Genomic DNA, 20,856 nt, shown 5'->3' on the forward strand with positions numbered 1-20,856 from the left:
GCTACTTTATCGGGCAGGGAGTTTCTTAGTATTGTGATTTTATTTAAGAAACTATTATATATCAAAGAATATGAAAAAAAGACTACTATCAGTATTTGTTTTTCTGGCAATATTCAGTTTCAACTGTATAGGTCAGCAACAAATACCTATTAAAAATGTACCCAGTCCGGAAATAGCCGGTTTGGGAGAATATGGAAAAGTTCCAGTTAGTTTATATACGGGAGTTCCGGATATATCCGTGCCTATTTATGAATTGAAAGCTGGTAACTATTCGTTATCACTTGCTGCAAGTTATCATTTGGCTTCGGTAAAGCCTAATTCCCAGTCTGGTTGTCTTGGACTTGGATGGAATCTTATAGCAGGCGGCTATATTACACGTTCTGTTCGTGGAATGTATGATGAGAAATGTCAATCAAATGGATATGCTCCGGGTTATTATGCACATGCTTCTAAATTGAAAAATATCAGTAATGAACAGTTTAAAGCAGAAACGATGCATATACAAAGCACGGAAAATGATTATTATGAATTAACTGCTGACGAATTTTCGTTTAGTGTTTGTGGTTATTCTGGAAATTTCTACTATGCCGGTAATGGAGAGTGGAATGTTGTTTCTGATCAGGATATACGTGTGGAATTTAATCCTGTTGATGGGGAAGGCTTTCTTAGTTTGTCGGAAGTCGGAAAACGTCTTGATGTAAGTAGATGGGGAGCAAGCACAAGAAACAATCGTTTTTTCAATAAATTTACGCTGATTACTCCTGATGGATGCAGGTATGAATTTGGTGGAATCAACGCTACTGAATATAGTATTCCTTATTATGCCCGCTATAACAGTGATTTAATAGCTACTACCTGGAGGTTGTCCAAAATAACAACCGTAGACAAGCGGGTAATAGAATTCAGTTATGACACTTCAGCTATCATGTGTGATCTTCGTTATGTACCCCAACAGAAAGTGGTGACCAACATACCATGCACTTATAGTGGTATACAAAGTGGGCGTTCAGGGATGACTGGGTATCTGCTTTTCCCAGTTAATTTAAAGACTATAAAAACACCTAACGAGATATTGGAATTCAATTATTACAATGAATACGGATATGGAGATAAGTTTGTTGATAGTTATTTGGCATGGAAAGACAATGCAAATTATGACCGTCAGGATATAGATAACATGAATTTTGAAGACCCGGCTAATCAATTTACTCTGTTTTTAGGAAACCAAATTGATAATACCGATCAGGCAACATTGCGTCAATCGATTAAATCAAAACTACAACATAAAATTCTTCATTGTATTTATGTGAAAGGAAAGAACTCCAAGGCTTTGAAAACTATATATTTTGACTATGCAAGGAATAATCGTACTAAATTGTCTTTAATTACGGAACGTTCAGGGAATCCGGATTTGATCCCTAACTATGTATGGCACCCACATGGATTTTATTTTCTTACTTGGTATAATATACCTGAGAATTTGACCGGAGGTCGCGTACCTGAATATCGTTTTCTTTATAATTCGGAAAAACGTATGCCAAATGATTATGTACGCCCGATTGCCGATTCGTGGGGATATTATACAGGAGGAAGTGTTGCTTTTGCCGAGATACCTAATTTTTCTCAGACTTATAGTAGTTTGCAATATACTTTGGCAGAGGTCTTGACGGAAGTCATTTATCCAACAGGTGGAAAAAGCCGTTTTGAATATGAATTGAACAACTATTCAAAAGTGGTAGCTCCTTCTTTGATGTCATTAACAGACAAAAGTGGTACTGCAGGCGGTTTGCGTATTCGGCGTATTACCAATCTGGATAATGAAGATAATGTGCTTGGTGCCAAGCAATATTACTATTCGAATACCCGTGACCGATTTGGAAAAAGTAGTGGAATATTGAAAAGTCTTCCTGTTAATGAGATGGTGTATACTCTTAAGGATGGAGATAAGGAGCCTGATCCTAAGAATGCAATATCGTTATATCTCAAATCAAAGGGAGGTTTTTTCCCATCAGTTACTAATCTGAATACACCGGATGTAGGTTATTCTTGTGTAATTGAAGAAGCGTTCGACAAAGATAATAAGTCGCAAGGTTATATTGTGCGTCATTACTCTAACTATAATGAGGATATTTATGGTAATACTCATTATGACGAGCTTGCTTTTTATTCTATGTTTGAAGGGAACTCTTATACAATGCCATTTAGCAGTCGTTCTATGGAGAGAGGAAAGTTGTTGTCTGAAGAATACTATGATGTCAATGATCGTTTGCGAAAGAAGGTGAATTACCGATACAAAGAGGTAACTCCAGGCTCATTTGTAACAGCTGATCAAATGGTGTTGTTCTTTTGTACAGATTTAGACAATTTCATGCTAGGAAAAGTGGGGACTTTAACTCGTACATATACACATGCTTATCTGACCGACTCTGTTATAGAAACTCTTTATCCTCAATCGGGAAATACGGCATTTGTTATAGAAAAGGCGTATCAATATAATAAGTATAAGCAGTTAAGCCAAATAGCCGGTAGAAACAGCGATGGAAAAAGTACTCTGACAGAATATGTTTATGCTGCAACTTTACCGGAATATAAATGGATGGAAGAAGCACATATACTATCTCCGGTTTCTAGTAAAAAAGAACAGACAGGCGGCTCTTATTTAAAAGAGGTATATCAGTATATGGGTCCTATACCTTATATAAAGCAGATTAGTACAGATAGAGATGGTTATGTGCATAAACATTACACTGTGCAGGCTGTGGATGGTTATGGGAATCCTATATATCTTCACGAAGAGTCAACGCCCGTTGTATTGATATGGGGAGCTGAAGGTCAACGGTTAATATCACGGATAGAAAATGCCACTCTTAATCAAGTGGAAGAAGCATTGGGAATGAATGTGAAGGATTTCTCTTCATCCGATATCTCTGCAACTAATTTGCTAAAAATAGAAAATATCAGGCATAAGATATCCGGAACGCATTTCTATATTTACAAATATACAAATGAGTTGCGTTTGGGCTCAGAAACAAAGCCTAATGGAATCACTGTGTTTTATAAATATGATTTTCTGGGTCGCCTGACAGAGAATTATATTATGGAATTTAAAGATGGAGATTATCAAAAACGGATATTAAATATATATGATTACAATTATTATTATGGCTCCAAGATTGAAAGTGGAGAAGTAGCCATAGAGAAAGGAGGACAACTATGAAATTGCATAAAATAATATTACTTCTAATTTTGCTATCAGGATTTTCGATAGAAATACCTGCGCAGAATTCTTTGCAGAATGAGATAGGTAAGCTCGAATATGACACGTTGAAGAGGGATATGGTTAAAACAAAACATCTGGACCATATAAACATTTCTGATACATCGTCAGTGAGTTGCGCAAACTACTTGTTTCGTGTGAAAGAACCATTATATATTTCTTTTAAGTCTAATTATTTCACTATGGGAATGGAAATGGAGAAAGTTCCGGGACAATTGGAATGTCAATTAAAAATAACAGATGATAATTTGCTCACTAATCAGGTGTATTATCAGAATGCGAAAAGTGTTGATCCGGATTCTTTATCATCAGTGAGTTTCACTGATACTCTTTTGTTATTTGCCGGTACATATTGTTTGACATCGACTGTAATAGAAAAGAACAAAGATATTCTTGTTCCTGATGATAATGGTGTGAATGCTGCAAGTGTATTGAAAACTAATACTTTTGATATTAAACCGATCGACCCGCATGAACCAATAAAGCCTTTTCCGCCGATTGATCCTTTTCCGCCAATAGATCCGGTCTTGCCGATGGACTCAATTCGACCACTTCCTTTATTTTATATCATGACTCTGTCAATAGAGACAAAAGGACTTGCTCCGGAAGAACAGCCGATGCCGGCTATTCCTTTTCCTGCAATAAATTGGGGAAATGATCTATTGCCCGAACGTTTTGGCAAAAATGCTGTTTCTGTTTTCAAGAGTAGGACAGGAAATAAGGAAGAAGGTATGCTTGTGGTTAATTACTATGATGGGCTGGGGCGTTCGAAAGAAACGGTACAACAAGGTGTGAGTCCTAGTCATAAAGATTTAGTAACCCTACAAGAATATGATGGGTGGGGGCGTAAAGCCAATACATGGTTGCCAGCTGTAACGACACAAAACACAGGTGATTTCATATCTGTAGCTTCTTGTGGAGAATTGGCACGCAATACTTATGGAGGAGATGCTTATCCGTATTTAACCTTTACCTACGAAAATTCTCCTTTGGAAAAAGTAATTAAACAGCATAATCCGGGGAGAGTATGGCGTGAAAATGGCAGATCATTGAAAATAGATGAGTACGTTAATATCGCTGGTAATGATACTTTAGGTTGTTTCGGTTTTCAATTGATCAATGGGGCAAGAGAAGCATTAAATATTAGTGTAAGTAAACAGTATGAAAATGGAAGCTTGCTTGTTACACGCTCAGAGGATGAAGATGGAGTCACTTTGTTTGAATTTAAAGACCGTTTGGAAAGAACCGTTCTGGAACGTCGTATAGAATCAAGACTGAAAGGGGATAAGCAATTGTCGGATACTTACTATATTTATGATGATTTGGGAAAACTTTGTGCTGTTCTTCCTCCTGCATTGTCCGATCAGTTGAGTGTAGGTAATATTCCTGCAGAAAAACTCGATATGTATGGATATTTGTATAAATATGATGTGGCGGGAAACCTCATGGCTAAAAAGCTTCCAGGAATTTCATGGGAATACTATGTCTATAATGTAAACAACAATCTTATATTTAGCCAGAATGGCGAGGAACGTAAAAGAGGAGAATGGAAATTTAGTATTCCGGATGCATTCGGTCGTGTATGCTTGCAGGGAGTATGTAAAGTTGCGATTGATCCGTTTGATAATCCTTATTTAAAACCTATTTTTAGTGGATTGTCGAATTGGTATGTTTGTCAATACGTAGGAAGTACTGAATATGGGGGGTATCAGTTTAGTGGAAGTCTTATGGCAGGATTAGTGGGGCCGAAACCATTAGTTCAGGTAATCAATTATTATGATAACTATGACTTTATGTATCGGACAGATCTTTCGGCAAGAGATGAATTTAGATATACCCATGAAGAAGGTTTTGCCGCTACGTCATCCGGTGCTAAAGGAATGTTGACAGGAATAGCTAAGTTGCATACGGATGCATACGATCAGTATCGTAATGGTGAATATGGAGTGGATTCTCCCTACAATTACTCAGTGATGTATTATGATGATCGTGGTCGCCTTTCTCAAACTGTTTCTGACAACCATTTAGGTGGTATGGACCGTGATTTCTTTTCCTATGATTTTAATGGGAACGCCTTGCGGCATTTACACCGTCAGACCGGGGCTGGAAATGAGATTTTGAGTGACAGTTATACCTATGAGTATGATCACGCCGAACGTCTTGTAAAGGCGCTGCATCGTTTGGGAGATGCTCAGGAAGTGATTCTTATTGACAATGTGTATGATGATTTGGGACGCTTATCCCGGAAGACGTTCCATAACGGTCTGTTGAATACGTCTTATTCGTATAATATTCGTAGTTGGCTAACTGGTATCACTGGTTCATCTTTTGAGCAAGTATTGCATTATACGGACGGAACGGGTATTCCATATTACAATGGTAATATCAGCAGTATGGTTTGGAAATCGGGTGAAGATGATATAATGAGAGGCTACCACTTTACTTATGATAATTTGAATCGTTTGACGAATGCGGTGTATGGAGAAGGCAGTGTTCTCGTTCAAAATCAGAATCGCTTCAATGAACAAGTAACCGGATACGATAAGATGAGTAATATTTTAGGGATCAAACGTTCCGGACAGACTTCATCTACCGGATACGGCTTGATAGATGATCTGGCAATGTCCTATAATGGGAACCAACTAAAATCAGTATCAGATAGGGCTACAAATTCTGTTTACGGCAATGGCTTTGATTTCAAAGACGGAGTAAACAAAGAAGCTGAATATGAATATGATGAAAATGGTAATATGACGAAAGATTTGAACAAGAAAATATTGAATATCCAATATAATTGTTTAAATTTACCGAGTCGTATAGAATTTGAAAACGGTCATGTCATTTCTTATCTTTATGATGCTGATGGAATAAAACTTCGTACGACGCATATCATAGGGAGTGATACTACAGTAACTGATTATTGCGGCAATGTGATCTATGAAAATGGAATCCCTGTCAAGTTGCTTACAGAAGCTGGCTATGTTACACTGGCCGATTCTAAGTATCACTATTTTGTCCAGGATCATTTGGGTAATAACCGTGTGGTTGTAGACCAGAGTGGTAATGTTGAAGAAGTGAACCATTATTATCCGTTTGGCGGTCTGCTATCAAGTTCGGTAAGTAATGCTGTGCAGCCTTATAAGTATAACGGTAAGGAGCTGGATAGGAAGAATGGTCTTGATTGGTATGATTATGGGGCGCGTATGTATGATGCTGCATTGGGTAGATGGCATGCGGTTGATCCGATGAGTGAGAAGTATTATAGTTGGAGTCCGTATACTTATTGTATGGGTAATCCGATAAATCATATTGACCCGGACGGAAATACAGTAGTTATTTGGTATAATAATGATGCTGGGAAAAAGGTTTCATATTCATATAGTGGTGGTGACATAACTCATCCAAATTCATTTGTACAATCTGTAATTACTGCTTATCAATATAATAAAGCGAATGGATTGAAGGCAGGAAACGGAGGTGGAGCCTCTACGGTAGCAATTGTAGAGAATACCAATATAAAGGTAAATGTGATGGAAGCGGTGTTTGAGAACTCATATAATCCCAATGCCGCACGTGGGGCTGGAAGTATTTATTGGAAGAGTAACTGGGGATCGCAAAAAGATAATGGAATAGTCAATTCTCCGGCTACCGTATTTGACCATGAAGCAGATCATGCTTTGGAACATAAAACAAATACTCAAGAGTATGAAGTAAATAGAGCACGAGGTAGCGATTCGCAATATCAGACAAAAGAAGAAAGGCGGGTGATAACTGGTTCTGAACAGAAAACCTCAAGGGCTAATGGAGAAACCCGTTCCGGTCAAGTTACAAGAAGAAACCATAATGGGAAAACTGTAATAACGAAAGGCGTTACTTCAAATGTGATTGATAGACAAAAAACACAGGAATATGAGAAAAGGAATAAAGCTGTATGGACTTCTGAACCATAAAAAATGTTTTTATGGTGGTTCATTGTTTTTGCTATTACTGTTTATAACATCATGTAAAAGCAATCAATTTTTAATTGATAGTAACGAAGTGGAAAATGTAAATTTTTGGTTTATAGGAGATGTGGATACAGATGTTCCTATCACCGATTGTTTGCACATTGTATTTGGAAATGATAGCCATAAAACAATTATTCGTGATAGGAAGATTATCAATCGCTTTTTGACTCTGGTTAATCAGTTGAAACCTGCCAATCCCGATTCTTATATCGATCTTAGGGTAAGTTCACTTATAAGATTAAAACCGATAAACGGTGAAAGGAGGCCTGATATAAAAGTCTGCATTGGTGCCGGTGGTTACGGAGTGCTTTTAAATGACGTGTTGATGAAGGGAAATCCAAAGCAACTTCAAAAGTTTATTCAGGAAGTATTATATGATTCTCTTACCCCTTATGAATGGTTACCGTCTTTTATAAAAGAATACTTACGTGACCATCCAGATGAAATAGATGAATATCTACCTAAATCAAAATAGTGATAGTGTATTTATTCTGATAATAGTTGTCTATTTGAAATTTATGAAAATATTTAGAGGATGTGTTATCACATCCTCTATTTTGTTTGTGTACATTTCTGTGTGATATTATTTGAGTGAAAAGTTGGCTGATATCCAATATAATTTTATAAATTTACCGAGTCGCATAGAATTTGAAAACGGTCATGTCATTTCTTATCTTTATGATGCTGATGGAATAAAACTTCGTACGACGCATATCATAGGGAGTGATACTACAGTAACTGATTATTGCGGCAATGTGATCTATGAAAATGGAATCCCTGTCAAGTTGCTTACAGAAGCTGGCTATGTTACACTGGCCGATTCTAAGTATCACTATTTTGTCCAGGATCATTTGGGTAATAACCGTGTGGTTGTAGACCAGAGTGGTAATGTTGAAGAAGTGAACCATTATTATCCGTTTGGCGGTCTGCTATCAAGTTCGGTAAGTAATGCTGTGCAGCCTTATTAGTATAACGGTAAGGAGCTGGATAGGAAGAATGGTCTTGATTGGTATGATTATGGGGCGTGTATGTATGATGCAGCGCTTGGTAGATGGCATGCGGTTGATCCGATGAGTGAGAAGTATTATAGTTGGAGTCCGTATACTTATTGTAAGAACAATCCTGTGTTGAGGATAGACTTAGACGGAAAGGATGATTATGTTATCAGCAGATCAGGAAGATTATTTAATGAGACTCCTATTGATAAGAGAGGTAAAGGCTCAACAGATAATTTATATCTTTCCAGTGATCGTTCTATTTCAGTAACTGTAAATCAGGGGTTACTTGGGGAAATGCATAGTATGCAGGCGAAAGAGCAGAAGGAAAATCGGGTGAAGAAATCTTATGGAAGTACTCAAGATTTGGAGACAGCTGCTACTGTTTTTAAATTTGCTGCTGATCACACAACTGTTGAATGGAAGTTAGATGTTTATGATGATAATGGTACAAGAACAGCTGTTGTTGCGACAGATCGAGATCCATATGGGGTAGATAATGGTGTATATGCTCAAAATAAACTTTCTGTGAAAGGAGAAAAAGTTATAGATATTCATTCTCATTTGCCCGGAGGAACGAAAGGTGGAGCTGGTAATGATTTTAACTTAGCTAAGCCACAACGTAAGAATGCTGTGTATATGAAAGATAACCGTGTGAGTACTGATAAAAAGGATATGATATATGAATATACCAAAAATGCAAGTCGGGTAAATTCTATTCGTGTATATGATGCTACAGATTTATTGCAATATATAAAACGTAAATGATATGCTTATGAGAAAATTAGTCTATGTTGTTCTATTAATTATACTGGGGGGATGCATACCCCCCTCCCCTTCTTTGGAAGATATTCATCAGCGTGTAGCAAAACAGGTGGAAGTGCTGATAGATAGTGGCTATTTACTTACGACATATATAGAAATAGATGAAGTGTTTTCGACAGATTCTAATTCACTTTATTATATCGGTGAATCAGATTCTCCTGGTTCTGATGGTGCTGAGTTACCTTCCAGAGTGATAAAGTATAAAGAAAGATATCTTTGCTTTATCGAATTAGATGAGCCTGAAATGTCACGCACAGAATTGTTTGAGAGAGGTTTTGTTTCGGACTCTAACTTTCATGAAAATTTATGTTTAAACAGAGGTCGTGATTGGCTGTTGGCTCTTCGAAAATATGAAGATAAACATATCTTAGTAAAGATGTTGCCTAATTATTATCGTCTATTTGAATATCCGGAACTTTGGTCGTATTTTTCTGGAGATATACCCCAGGAGAAAACTGCATTGATGGGATTGACTTCGCACGATATTATTGTTCCCAGTTCATATATTCCGGACCTTTTTGAACTTGAGATTGATAGTCTGAAGAATTATGTAGAAAGATTCTCAGGAGAAATATTTGTAAGAAATCAGACTGATTCCGTTTTGCTATTATCGAGGAATTCAGCGAGGAGTATGTGCTATGCTGTAATAAATGGACCGGATACATTAAAATTGGTTTTGAGGGATTCACTTCCAGTTGCTATTGCCCCTCATGATTTTAAATCCTTGAAATATGATAGTGAACCTCCCCATTCATTTCTTCAGAATTTACCGGATAAGGATATTTGGATGTCTATGTATAAGCTGTTTAGCGATTCGACTTTTTGCTTCTTGAATATTAATAATATCCCACAGAAATTTAGAATAATGCATAATGATGCAGTTTATTCGAGTGACTTAAGAGATTCTTTATCAAAAAGGGTAAGGTATATTTATAATAAAGGGGTTTATGATAAAGAAGAGAGAATACGACGTTTTTTTAAGTGGGATTAGAATTACAGCAGTTTAAATGAAGTTGGCTATATTGAAGATGGGCAGTATTCTTTTTATCTTCAGGATCATCAGGGTAATAGCCGTGTGGTAGCAAAGTTTGATGGAACAGTTGTCCGGACTAATCACTATTATCCTTATGAGGTGTCATTTGCAGAGAGTACATTAGTAGATAAACATTCGTAAGTATAACGGTAAAGAACTTGATAGGAAGAATGGTCTTGATTGGTATGATTATGGGGCGCGTATGTATGATGCAGCGCTTGGTAGATGGCATGCGGTTGATCCGATGAGTGAGAAGTATTATTCAATTAGTTCGTATGTATATGGATTAAATACACCACATAATTGTATTGACCCCGATGGGCAGAAGATTATTTTTGTTAATGGGTATTTAGGGTTTGGATCTCCTAGAGGAGGTGGCACTTATTGGGGAGGAGTAAATAGTTCTTTTGTTAAAGGTGCAAAAAACTTTTTTAATGATCAAAGTGCCTATTTCACCGACTTTGATTTTAACTATTTGCGTAGTTCTACCTTTTTAAGAAATTTAGATGGATATGCATATGCTAAAGAAAATTACAAACAATTGATAATGGGTATGAATCCACAAGAGGATGTATTCCGAATTATTTCTCATAGTATGGGAGGTGCTTTTTCAGAAGGTATTATTCGATATTTAAAAGAGCAAGGTTGGAATGTTGATTTCTCAATTCATCTAAATACATGGTTGCCTTCTGAATTGATGGGCTCGGTTGGAACATTTTTGATTGATGCTACGATTACTAATGATTGGGTACAAGGATTAAGTCTTCCAATAGATGGTAGCAGAGATATTCCTAATGCGAATTATAAAATAAGAAAGAAAAGCAATGAAGGGTATCAATATAGGCATAGAGATTGGATTGATAGTGGAAGTTTTTGGAATGCTAACAATGGTATAACTTGGAATCAACTTATGCCAATCTTAGATTCATGGTTAATACAAAATCCAAATATACAAATAAATTATGGACAATAACATATTGAAAATTATTTTCAGAGTAGTTGCAGTGCTACTAAGTTTAGGTGCATTATTTTTTCAATTAATTAATTTTGTTTTTGGGACTATGGTTAAAAATGTCTCAGATATGCAAGATGATTATTGGTATTATGGTACAGAACTTATACCTCATTTATTTACGATTATTATTATTATCTGGTTTGTAGTATTCCAAATAAGGAAGATTATAAATATGAAATAATTATAGATATTTTGATATAGATTGGCCTCTTGCATTAATAAGTGTTACCCTGACATGAAACGATATATATACTCATGTTGGGGTACCTTTTATTCGAGGAGCTATGTGAAAATTGATTTATTTAGATAATATGAATTTTAATACTGAATTAAAAAAGAATATAGGTTGTAACATCGTATATAGTAGTTCTGATGGAGGTAATTACTCAATTATTCTTATGGAATTTGATAGTGGGAATCGTATAATGACATATTGCTATTGGGAAGTTCAGAAAGATGGAAAATGAATTGCTACATCAGAAGATGATATTACAGCTGTCATGGTTTGATGGCACGAACAATTTGACTTTTCGAGAGTCAAAAGGTTGTGGATCTTGAAATAGATGAATCACTTAATTTATTCATTGAAGTAGAGGATGGGTTGAAATAAAGTAAATTTTTCATTTTGGTGATTATGAGAAAAGTGATTATTTCTTTGATATACGTATCAATAGTATTGACTATTCCCCTGGCAGTTGCCTGTCAGGGGGTAAATTTTACCTACCAATGCTATGAATTACAAAGATAAATATATTCTTTTTTATTTGGAAGGGAAAAAAGCGCTGAGTGAAAAGAGAGTTAGTAGAATATTAGGTATTTCATATCCAGATGATATGCCTGATGGCTATCATGGACAAGATCCACGAATATGGGTATACATCAAAGATAAGTAATTAGATAAATCAGCTTTTACACAAATAGGTTATGACACTGAAATTAACTAGAATTTTCATTTGAGATATTTTAATGGTGGAGAAAAAATCCGCTGTAATTGATATCATAGCTTGTGGTAGCCTATTAAATTAGAAGATACGTTCCCGCATGAATACCCTCACAAATTATATGTTCTATTTTGAAGATTACTTTTAAAAAGGGGATGTTCAGACTTATCCTGATAGAAGAAATACTGCATAAAAAGCTGCAAGAATATGCAGGAATGATCTTGCTTTTGGATATAAATAGGTGAAATATGCATGATAACTACCAATGTTAGGAGACGTTTCATTTAAAGAAAAGCTTCGTTGGTTTTAAAGGAACGACTCGTTGGTCGGTGAGAAGCACTTCGTTTCATTTAAAGGAACGGGTAAAAAGGTACTTTGAGTGCTTGTTTTGCTCCGGATGTCGTCAGTTACAGAAGAGTTTGAAAATGTTAGATTGAAAGTTAAATGATGAAATACATATTCGGAATTTATGTTTTTGATCTTATCTGTGTTTTATTGATCGCTATAAAGTGAAATCTGTGTAATTTGGAAATATGCCAATCGCGAATCCTTCCGTTTTTCCAGTTCAGTCCGTACTTGTGTTGTATATTTCTGATTCTACGAGATGATTCCTATCCATTCTTCATGCACTGAGAAATCACTGTTCTGATTGAGGAAAGTTGATTCACATTTAATTTCATCTCCTGTTTTGAGATACACTTTGAAATAAATGTCAGAGTAACGTTATATTATTAAAAGTACTTAACGAAAGCCCAATCCATCACTTTTTATTTGTTTCTTTGCACCAAATTCGGGAATAGTGTTGTCTTGTGAATCGAGGCAGCACTTAATTTTGCTTAGAAATTAATGGAGAAACTCATTATAAATGCTTGTCCGGTGTGTGGCAGTACGCACTTGAAACGCGTCATGACTTGTACGGATTTTTATGCTTCGGGCGAACAGTTTGAACTGTGTTCGTGTGAAGACTGCGGATTTACGTTCACGCAAGGTGTGCCGGTAGAAGCAGAGATAGGCAAGTATTACGAGACTCCCGATTACATTTCCCACACTGATACGCGCAAAGGCGCGATGAATACCATCTACCATTATGTACGTTCCTATATGCTGGGTCGCAAAGCGCGCCTGGTAGCAAGGGAAGCACACCGTAAAAGAGGGCGTTTGCTCGATATCGGGACGGGAACCGGATACTTCGCCGACACCATGGCACGCCGTGGATGGAAGGTGGAAGCAGTGGAGAAAAGTCCGCAGGCACGTGCTTTTGCAAAGGAGCATTTCGATCTGGACGTAAAACCCGAATCGGCTTTGAAAGAGTTTGCTCCCGGTAGCTTTGATGTGATCACCCTTTGGCACGTGATGGAGCATCTGGAACACCTCAATGAAACATGGGAAATGCTTCGTGAACTGCTGACAGAGAAAGGGATGCTCATTGTGGCAGTGCCCAACTGCTCTTCCTATGATGCAGGACGTTACGGTGAATATTGGGCGGCATACGATGTCCCCCGCCATCTCTGGCATTTCACTCCCGTCACTATTCAGCAGCTGGCTTCCCGTCATGGATTCATTATGGCGGCTCGTCATCCGATGCCGTTTGATGCGTTCTATGTATCGATGTTGAGCGAGAAACATCGCGGCAGTTCGTGCAGTTTCCTCAAAGGGATGTATGCGGGGACGCTTGCGTGGTTCAGCACGTTGGGGCGGAAAGAACGGAGCAGTTCGATGATTTACGTATTCCGGAAAAAAAGATAGCGCATGGGAAATAAAAACAGATATAAGTCGAAGTCACTGTTCGATATGCAATTCATAACGTCCAGTATCAGTACGACATTGGTGTTGTTGCTGTTGGGGCTGGTTGTGTTCTTTGTGCTCACGGCGCACAATATGTCTGTATACGTCCGCGAAAATATCAGCTTCTCCGTTCTCATCAGTGATGACATGAAGGAGGCGGATATTCTGAAACTCCAGAAGAAACTGAATCAGGAACCTTTTGTGAAACAGTCCGAGTACATCTCCAAAAAACAGGCTCTGAAAGAGCAGACGGAGGCGATGGGCACCGATCCCGAAGAGTTTCTTGGCTATAACCCTTTCACGGCCTCCCTTGAAATCAAGCTTCACTCCGATTACGCCAATTCCGACAGTATCGCGAAGATAGAGAAAATGATCAAGAAGAACTCTAACATACAGGATGTGCTCTACCGGAAAGAGCTGATCGATGCCGTCAATGAGAATATACGGAACATCAGCCTTGTGCTGCTGGCGCTGGCGGTGGTGCTCACCTTTATATCCTTTGCACTGATTAACAATACGATACGGCTTGCCATCTACTCTAAGCGATTCCTCATTCATACCATGAAGCTGGTGGGGGCCAGCTGGAGTTTTATCCGCGGACCTTTCCTGCGGAAAAACGTGTGGAGCGGCGTATTGGCAGGTATGCTTGCCGATGCCATTCTGATGGGAACTGCCTACTGGGCGGTGACGTACGAGCAGGAGCTGATTCAGGTCATCACCCCCGAAGTGATGCTCATTGTCTGCGGCAGCGTGCTGGTATTCGGAATTGTGATAACGTGGTTGTGTGCCTACATCTCGATGAATAAATATCTGAGGATGAAAGCCAATACCTTATATTATATTTAGGAGAATAACATATAGTTGGAAATTTAGTAACTTGTAACAAAATAAGCTTATGTCTGACAAACAGAAATTTGCCTTCGATAAAGTGAACTTTATCTTGCTCGCGATAGGGATGGCGATTGTCATTATCGGATTTCTATTGATGACGGGACCTACGTCGTCCGAAACGGTTTTCGAACCGGATATTTTCAGTGTACGCAGAATCAAGGTAGCACCTGTTGTTTGCCTGTTTGGCTTTATATCGATGATATACGCAGTGTTGCGTAAACCTAAAACAAAAGAATAATAAAAAGAAATTATGAGTTGGTTGGAAGCAATGATCCTCGGATTGATTCAGGGATTGACAGAGTATTTGCCTGTAAGCAGCAGTGGCCATCTGGCCATCGGATCGGCATTGTTTGGGATACAAGGGGAAGAGAATCTGGCATTTACGATTGTCGTGCATGTAGCTACCGTATGTAGTACGCTGGTGATTCTGTGGAAAGAGATTGACTGGATTTTTAAAGGATTATTCAAGTTCCAGATGAACGATGAGACTCGTTATGTGATCAATATCGTGATTTCGATGATACCGATTGGTATTGTAGGCGTATTCTTTAAAGATTATGTAGAAGCTATTTTCGGTTCGGGACTGATGATTGTAGGCTGCATGCTGTTGCTGACTGCTGCCCTGCTGTCATTCTCGTACTATTATAAGCCACGCCAAAAGGATAAGATTTCGATGAAAGATGCCTTTATCATTGGTCTGGCACAGGCTTGTGCGGTGTTGCCGGGGCTGTCCCGTTCGGGATCTACTATTGCTACGGGACTTCTGTTGGGAGATAACAAGGCAAAACTGGCGCAGTTCTCTTTTCTGATGGTGATCCCTCCCATTCTCGGGGAAGCGTTGCTTGATAGTGTAAAGATGATGAAAGGTGAAGATGTAGTGGGGGATATCCCTGCGTTATCATTGATTGTTGGCTTTCTGGCGGCTTTTGTAGCCGGTTGTCTTGCCTGCAAGTGGATGATTAATATTGTGAAGAAAGGAAAGCTGATCTACTTTGCCATCTATTGTGCAATAGCGGGATTGGCAGTAATTATTACGCAGTTGTAAGTCGTGAGTCATTTTACTCCCACTCACAACTCGTTATTTATAACTCTATAACGTGAATTTTAAAAAAGGAGAAGTACTGTTTTTCAATAAACCTCTCGGCTGGACATCATTTAAGGTAGTAGGACACGTCCGCTATCATATCTGCCGCCGGATAGGAGTGAAAAAACTGAAAGTAGGTCATGCCGGAACGCTCGATCCTCTCGCCACGGGAGTGATGATCCTCTGCACCGGCAAGGCTACGAAACGAATAGAAGAATTTCAGTATCATACCAAGGAATATGTAGCCACGCTCCGGCTGGGCGCTACCACTCCCTCGTACGACCTGGAACATGAAATAGATGCCACCTACCCTACCGGACATATCACCCGGGAGCTGGTGGAAGAAACACTGACGCACTTCCTTGGTGCCATCGAGCAGGTGCCCCCTGCCTTTTCCGCCTGCATGGTGGACGGCAAGCGCGCTTATGAGCTGGCACGTAAAGGCGAAGAGGTGGAACTAAAGGCGAAGCAACTTGTTATTGATGAGATAGAGTTGCTTGAATGCCGTCTGGACGATCCGGAACCGACGATCCGAATCCGCGTGGTGTGCAGCAAAGGGACGTATATCCGTGCCCTGGCCCGTGACATCGGCGAAGCGCTTCAGAGCGGAGCCCATCTGACGGAACTGATCCGCACACGTGTGGGGGATGTCCGTCTGGAAGATTGCCTGGACCCCGAACACTTTAAAGAGTGGATCGACCGGCAGGAAATAGAAAACGACGAAGATAATAATTAACGTAATAAGGAATAGATATGAAGCTATCACAATTCAAATTTAAGTTACCCGAGGATAAAATCGCTTTGCATCCTACGAAGTATAGAGATGAGTCGCGCTTGATGGTGTTGCACCGTCGTACTGGAGAGATTGAACACAAGATGTTCAAGGATGTTTTGAACTACTTTGATGATAAAGACGTATTTATATTCAACGATACAAAGGTATTCCCGGCACGTCTGTATGGTAATAAGGAGAAGACGGGAGCTCGTATCGAAGTATTCCTGTTGCGTGAGCTGAACGAAGAACTCCGTCTGTGGGATGTGCTGGTAGATCCTGCCCGTAAAATCCGTATCGGCAACAAGTTGTATTTCGGTGCCGACGACTCGATGGTAGCGGAAGTAATAGACAACACCACTTCCCGCGGCCGTACGCTCCGTTTCCTTTATGACGGACCGCACGATGAGTTCAAGAAAGCCCTCTATGCTCTGGGTGAGACTCCCCTGCCCCATTCCATCATCAACCGTCCTGTAGAGCCGGAAGATTCGGAACGTTTCCAGTCCATCTTCGCCAAGAACGAAGGTGCGGTAACTGCTCCGACAGCCAGCCTGCACTTTAGCCGTGAGCTGATGAAGCGTCTGGAAATCAAAGGTATTGATTTCGCTTATATCACCTTGCATGCCGGTCTGGGCAACTTCCGTGATATCGACGTAGAAGACTTGACGAAGCATAAGATGGACTCCGAGCAGATGATTGTAAACGCGGAAGCTGTCAATACGGTCAACCGTGCCAAGGATAAGGGTAAAAACGTGTGTGCGGTAGGTACAACTGTGATGCGTGCTATCGAAAGTGCGGTGAGCACCGACGGACATTTGAAAGAATTTGAAGGCTGGACCAACAAGTTTATCTTCCCTCCGTATGAGTTTACTGTGGCCAATTCGATGATTTCCAACTTCCATATGCCGTTGTCTACACTGCTGATGATTGTGGCCGCTTTCGGTGGTTACGAACAGGTGATGGATGCTTATCATGTAGCGTTGAAGGAAGGTTATCGCTTCGGTACATACGGTGATGCGATGCTGATTCTGGATAAATAAACGAAAAGATACCGCTATGAAAATCTGTCCCAAATGCCACGAAGAAGTAGAAGATAGCTTTGAAATCTGCTGGAACTGTAATTACAGCTTTCCGGACGATAAGATATTGGATATGACTCCGGCGGAAGAGAGTGATGACAGCGGGCGGTCTATCGACTGTCTGCGTTGTCAGGTCAGGATGGTTTATTCCGGAAAATATGAGTTTCATGAAGGAATGAACACGGGCATTTTTGGAAACTTGTTTGAGTTATTCCAGAATCGCGAAGCATTCGACTTATACGTCTGCCCGAAATGTGGCAAAGTAGAGTTCTTTGTTCCTTTGGACAGGGAGCGGGAGTTTAAGGTAGAATAGACCGGTAATGGCGAAAGTGTATATAAGTCTCGGCACTAATCTGGGAGATAAAGAACAGAATCTCCGGACTGCCGTGCAAAAGATAGAGGAGCAGGTAGGGAAAGTCATTTCCCTGTCTGCTTTTTACATCACTGCCCCTTGGGGATTCGATTCGGAGCATAGTTTCTTGAATGCGGCGGCGTGTGTAGAAACGGAACTGTCGCCTCTGGAAGTACTGCAGAAGACGCAGGAGATCGAACGGGAACTGGGACGTACGCATAAGTCTGTCGGTGGCGTATATAGCGACCGGCTGATTGATATAGACCTGCTGCTTTATGATGATCTGATACTTTCGGTTACTTCTCCTTCCGGAGCAGCACTCAACCTCCCCCACCCTTTGATGGCGGAACGTGACTTCGTGATGCGCCCCTTAACGGAGATTGCCCCCGAACTGGTGCATCCGGTATTGGGAAAGGCAATGAAGGTGCTGCTGGCGCAGATAGAAAAATAATACAGCATTCTCTTCCCCTTGCTTATCCTTTTACTTTTTACTTTTCTTTTCGGCGATAAACCTCGGCAGATAAGCCACACAGCCCACCAATACTGCATATAACAAGTGAATATCCTGAAACTCAATCTTCAGGAAGTGGCATACAATGGCGTAAATGGCAATGGTGAATCCTATATAAAGCGCCAGTACAAAAAGAGTTCTTAATTTATTGTTGATAATCATATTTTTTTCTGTTTAGGATTAGGATGGCGGAGGAATAAATGACGGTTCAGAAGGCAGATGATAGTTCCGCCGATTCCTCCTTTTGCAAACTCATACGTCCATGAAAATTCGTCTCCTTTCCAGAAATAATCCATGACGAGGAAGATGATGACCAGAAGGATAATGGAAAATACATATTGCATTAATGTAATTGTTCTCATACCAATTTCCTGTATATATGTGTTAAACATTGCCCAAAGATAAATATAATCTCCGAATAATACCTATCTTTGTCCCCGAAATGAAAGTGTGGACAGATTTGAGCAGCTTGCAACCACGGAAAAAAATGCTAAAACACGTCTTGTTGACGCCTTTTCGGCAATGCTTCCGCAGCTCTCTTCCTCCCCTCTTTATTTTCCCAATTTTAATTTTCAATTTATAATCTTTAATTTAAAAAGATGGGATACTTATTTACATCCGAATCGGTGTCGGAAGGACACCCCGACAAGGTAGCCGATCAAATATCGGACGCCGTGCTTGACAAACTGTTGGCTTACGACCCCAGTTCTAAAGTAGCTTGCGAAACACTAGTAACTACCGGACAGGTAGTATTAGCGGGTGAAGTGAAAACTAAAGCGTACGTTGACCTCCAGCTCATCGCACGTGAAGTGATTAAGAAAATCGGTTACACTAAAGGAGAGTACATGTTCGAAAGTAACTCTTGCGGTGTGCTTTCTGCCATTCATGAGCAAAGTCCCGACATCAACCGTGGCGTAGAGCGTCAGGACCCGATGGAACAGGGTGCGGGCGATCAGGGCATGATGTTCGGCTATGCAACGAACGAGACAGAAAACTATATGCCGCTTTCGCTTGATCTGGCACACCGCATTCTGCAGGTGCTGGCTGATATCCGCCGCGAAGAAAAGGTGATGACCTACCTCCGTCCGGACGCCAAGAGCCAGGTGACGATTGAATATGACGACAACGGAACTCCTGTCCGTATTGATACTATTGTTGTTTCTACGCAACACGATGACTTTATTCAGCCGGCTGATGACTCTGCCGAAGCACAGCTCAAAGCTGACGAAGAAATGCTGTCTATCATCCGTCGTGACGTTATCGAAATCCTGATGCCCCGTGTCATTGCTTCTATCCATCATGATAAAGTACTGGCATTGTTCAATGATCAGATCGTCTATCACGTCAATCCGACCGGAAAGTTCGTGATCGGTGGTCCTCACGGAGATACCGGTCTGACAGGCCGCAAGATTATTGTGGATACTTACGGTGGCAAAGGCGCTCACGGTGGTGGTGCTTTCTCCGGAAAAGACCCCAGCAAGGTGGACCGTAGTGCCGCTTATGCTGCCCGTCACATTGCTAAGAATATGGTTGCGGCAGGTGTTGCCGACGAAATGCTTGTACAGGTGAGCTATGCTATCGGTGTAGCACGCCCGATCAACATCTTCGTGGACACTTACGGGCGTAGCCACGTGAATATGACCGATGGCGAGATTGCCCGTGTAATCGACCAGTTGTTCGACCTTCGTCCGAAAGCTATCGAAGAGCGTCTGAAACTTCGTAACCCGATCTATCAGGAAACTGCCGCTTATGGCCACATGGGACGTGAGCCGCAAGTGGTATCGAAAACGTTCTTCTCCCGCTATGAGGGCAATAAGACCGTAGAAGTAGAACTCTTTACATGGGAGAAACTGGACTACGTGGATAAGATCAAGGCAGCTTTTGGTCTGTAATTTTATTTGAAATCAGCTTATAGCTTTACGGCTATTTAGTCCATAGTGAGCCGCAATCTCATCTCTTCTTATACGGGAGAGATGGATTGCGGCTTTTGTTATTCGGGCGATTTTATAAGTTACGACTTATAAATAGGTTGAATTTGAACTGTTTATAAGTTATGATTAATAAAATCGTTATATTTGTTGCGGTTGACAAACTTGTAAACAGCAGATGACTATTTTTTGATTTCTGACACAAAGTATGGGTTGTGATATATAGTACATGACTTGGTTGTGAGAAGTACTTCAGTTGCTGGGTTTCAGTACTACAGTTAGGTTGATGATGTATAACGTTTGGGGCGGAGATGTACAACAATTGAATGAAAGATGTATGACTTTTATTCTATGCTATTAT

18 protein-coding genes and 1 pseudogene are annotated in these 20,856 nt (G+C 40.0%); 17 read left to right on the top strand and 2 right to left on the bottom strand.

The annotated features are described in order from the left end of the window. The first annotated feature begins 70 nt into the window (after window positions 1-70). From BT_RS16210 to folK, 16 genes and pseudogenes are all read left to right on the top strand, one after another. Window positions 71-3,217 carry a hypothetical protein gene (locus BT_RS16210; RefSeq protein WP_008767440.1) on the top strand — a complete coding sequence of 1,049 codons (3,147 nt, stop codon included), beginning with the start codon at window positions 71-73 and terminating at the stop codon, window positions 3,215-3,217. Then, the gene (locus BT_RS16215) at window positions 3,214-7,227 is read left to right on the top strand and encodes a DUF6443 domain-containing protein (RefSeq protein WP_011108702.1); all 4,014 of its coding nucleotides are present in this window, start codon (window positions 3,214-3,216) and stop codon (window positions 7,225-7,227) included. The genes BT_RS16210 and BT_RS16215 overlap by 4 nt, the downstream gene beginning before the upstream one ends. Continuing rightward, window positions 7,187-7,759, top strand: a complete 573-nt coding sequence (locus tag BT_RS16220) for a hypothetical protein (protein ID WP_008767442.1) — start codon at window positions 7,187-7,189, stop codon at window positions 7,757-7,759. Before BT_RS16215 ends, BT_RS16220 begins: the two co-directional genes overlap by 41 nt. 112 nt (window positions 7,760-7,871) lie before the next feature. After that, a pseudogene (locus BT_RS24705) lies at window positions 7,872-8,435 on the top strand (RHS repeat domain-containing protein); the annotation flags it as partial. Continuing rightward, entirely contained in the window at window positions 8,409-9,047 is a 639-nt protein-coding gene (locus BT_RS24710; RefSeq protein ID WP_342998368.1) for a JAB-like toxin 1 domain-containing protein, read from the top strand. The pseudogene BT_RS24705 and the gene BT_RS24710, both read left to right, overlap by 27 nt. 7 nt (window positions 9,048-9,054) lie before the next feature. After that, window positions 9,055-10,095 (top strand): Imm65 family immunity protein, encoded by a 1,041-nt coding sequence (locus BT_RS16230; RefSeq protein ID WP_224200533.1) that lies wholly within the window; start codon window positions 9,055-9,057, stop codon window positions 10,093-10,095. A gap of 175 nt (window positions 10,096-10,270) precedes the next feature. Then, window positions 10,271-11,110 carry an RHS repeat-associated core domain-containing protein gene (locus tag BT_RS16235; RefSeq protein ID WP_074859788.1) on the top strand — a complete coding sequence of 280 codons (840 nt, stop codon included), beginning with the start codon at window positions 10,271-10,273 and terminating at the stop codon, window positions 11,108-11,110. 773 nt (window positions 11,111-11,883) lie between these two features. Continuing rightward, entirely contained in the window at window positions 11,884-12,045 is a 162-nt protein-coding gene (locus BT_RS24715; RefSeq protein ID WP_206665472.1) for a hypothetical protein, read from the top strand. An 894-nt stretch (window positions 12,046-12,939) separates the two neighbouring features. Further along, complete coding sequence (locus BT_RS16245; protein WP_008767448.1) at window positions 12,940-13,839, top strand: methyltransferase domain-containing protein; 900 nt, start codon at window positions 12,940-12,942, stop codon at window positions 13,837-13,839. A 3-nt stretch (window positions 13,840-13,842) separates the two neighbouring features. Continuing rightward, window positions 13,843-14,724: a cell division protein FtsX gene (locus BT_RS16250; RefSeq protein ID WP_008762817.1), complete on the top strand. Its 882-nt coding sequence runs from the start codon at window positions 13,843-13,845 to the stop codon at window positions 14,722-14,724. A 49-nt stretch (window positions 14,725-14,773) separates the two neighbouring features. Continuing rightward, window positions 14,774-15,007, top strand: coding sequence for a DUF3098 domain-containing protein (locus BT_RS16255; protein ID WP_008762818.1), 234 nt, complete (start codon window positions 14,774-14,776; stop codon window positions 15,005-15,007). 12 nt (window positions 15,008-15,019) lie between these two features. Next, window positions 15,020-15,814 carry an undecaprenyl-diphosphate phosphatase gene (locus tag BT_RS16260; RefSeq protein ID WP_008767449.1) on the top strand — a complete coding sequence of 265 codons (795 nt, stop codon included), beginning with the start codon at window positions 15,020-15,022 and terminating at the stop codon, window positions 15,812-15,814. A 52-nt stretch (window positions 15,815-15,866) separates the two neighbouring features. Further along, complete coding sequence (gene truB / locus BT_RS16265) at window positions 15,867-16,589, top strand: tRNA pseudouridine(55) synthase TruB (RefSeq protein ID WP_008762820.1); 723 nt, start codon at window positions 15,867-15,869, stop codon at window positions 16,587-16,589. A gap of 17 nt (window positions 16,590-16,606) precedes the next feature. Continuing rightward, window positions 16,607-17,665: a tRNA preQ1(34) S-adenosylmethionine ribosyltransferase-isomerase QueA gene (queA, locus tag BT_RS16270; RefSeq protein WP_008762821.1), complete on the top strand. Its 1,059-nt coding sequence runs from the start codon at window positions 16,607-16,609 to the stop codon at window positions 17,663-17,665. 16 nt (window positions 17,666-17,681) lie between these two features. Then, the gene (locus BT_RS16275) at window positions 17,682-18,017 is read left to right on the top strand and encodes a hypothetical protein (RefSeq protein ID WP_008767450.1); all 336 of its coding nucleotides are present in this window, start codon (window positions 17,682-17,684) and stop codon (window positions 18,015-18,017) included. A gap of 7 nt (window positions 18,018-18,024) precedes the next feature. Then, entirely contained in the window at window positions 18,025-18,507 is a 483-nt protein-coding gene (gene folK, locus BT_RS16280; RefSeq protein WP_008762823.1) for a 2-amino-4-hydroxy-6-hydroxymethyldihydropteridine diphosphokinase, read from the top strand. Window positions 18,508-18,537: 30 nt separating this feature from the next. On the opposite strand, the gene BT_RS16285 is transcribed toward folK, so the two are convergent. Together BT_RS16285 and BT_RS16290 are read right to left on the bottom strand one after the other, a co-directional pair. After that, the gene (locus BT_RS16285) at window positions 18,538-18,729 is read right to left on the bottom strand and encodes a hypothetical protein (RefSeq protein ID WP_008762824.1); all 192 of its coding nucleotides are present in this window, start codon (window positions 18,727-18,729) and stop codon (window positions 18,538-18,540) included. Next, window positions 18,726-18,929: a hypothetical protein gene (locus tag BT_RS16290; protein ID WP_224200534.1), complete on the bottom strand. Its 204-nt coding sequence runs from the start codon at window positions 18,927-18,929 to the stop codon at window positions 18,726-18,728. The genes BT_RS16285 and BT_RS16290 overlap by 4 nt, the downstream gene beginning before the upstream one ends. Window positions 18,930-19,166: 237 nt before the next feature. Here BT_RS16290 and metK point away from each other — a divergent pair, with 237 nt between their 5' ends. After that, the gene (gene metK / locus BT_RS16295; protein WP_008762826.1) at window positions 19,167-20,459 is read left to right on the top strand and encodes a methionine adenosyltransferase; all 1,293 of its coding nucleotides are present in this window, start codon (window positions 19,167-19,169) and stop codon (window positions 20,457-20,459) included. The last annotated feature ends 397 nt before the right edge of the window (window positions 20,460-20,856 follow it).

Origin of the sequence: Bacteroides thetaiotaomicron VPI-5482, assembly GCF_000011065.1 — a bacterium.
Lineage (GTDB): Bacteria > Bacteroidota > Bacteroidia > Bacteroidales > Bacteroidaceae > Bacteroides > Bacteroides thetaiotaomicron.

What these genes read in the sequence shown, in the direction of transcription:
- BT_RS16210 (WP_008767440.1), top strand. Translation starts at nt 71, where the DNA reads ATGAAAAAAAGACTACTATCAGTATTTGTTTTTCTGGCAATATTCAGT.
- BT_RS16215 (WP_011108702.1), top strand. Translation starts at nt 3,214, where the DNA reads ATGAAATTGCATAAAATAATATTACTTCTAATTTTGCTATCAGGATTT.
- BT_RS16220 (WP_008767442.1), top strand. Translation starts at nt 7,187, where the DNA reads ATGAGAAAAGGAATAAAGCTGTATGGACTTCTGAACCATAAAAAATGT.
- BT_RS16230 (WP_224200533.1), top strand. Translation starts at nt 9,055, where the DNA reads ATGAGAAAATTAGTCTATGTTGTTCTATTAATTATACTGGGGGGATGC.
- BT_RS24715 (WP_206665472.1), top strand. Translation starts at nt 11,884, where the DNA reads ATGAATTACAAAGATAAATATATTCTTTTTTATTTGGAAGGGAAAAAA.
- BT_RS16245 (WP_008767448.1), top strand. Translation starts at nt 12,940, where the DNA reads ATGGAGAAACTCATTATAAATGCTTGTCCGGTGTGTGGCAGTACGCAC.
- BT_RS16250 (WP_008762817.1), top strand. Translation starts at nt 13,843, where the DNA reads ATGGGAAATAAAAACAGATATAAGTCGAAGTCACTGTTCGATATGCAA.
- BT_RS16255 (WP_008762818.1), top strand. Translation starts at nt 14,774, where the DNA reads ATGTCTGACAAACAGAAATTTGCCTTCGATAAAGTGAACTTTATCTTG.
- BT_RS16260 (WP_008767449.1), top strand. Translation starts at nt 15,020, where the DNA reads ATGAGTTGGTTGGAAGCAATGATCCTCGGATTGATTCAGGGATTGACA.
- queA (WP_008762821.1), top strand. Translation starts at nt 16,607, where the DNA reads ATGAAGCTATCACAATTCAAATTTAAGTTACCCGAGGATAAAATCGCT.
- BT_RS16275 (WP_008767450.1), top strand. Translation starts at nt 17,682, where the DNA reads ATGAAAATCTGTCCCAAATGCCACGAAGAAGTAGAAGATAGCTTTGAA.
- folK (WP_008762823.1), top strand. Translation starts at nt 18,025, where the DNA reads ATGGCGAAAGTGTATATAAGTCTCGGCACTAATCTGGGAGATAAAGAA.
- BT_RS16285 (WP_008762824.1), bottom strand. Translation starts at nt 18,729, where the DNA reads ATGATTATCAACAATAAATTAAGAACTCTTTTTGTACTGGCGCTTTAT.
- BT_RS16290 (WP_224200534.1), bottom strand. Translation starts at nt 18,929, where the DNA reads ATGAGAACAATTACATTAATGCAATATGTATTTTCCATTATCCTTCTG.
- metK (WP_008762826.1), top strand. Translation starts at nt 19,167, where the DNA reads ATGGGATACTTATTTACATCCGAATCGGTGTCGGAAGGACACCCCGAC.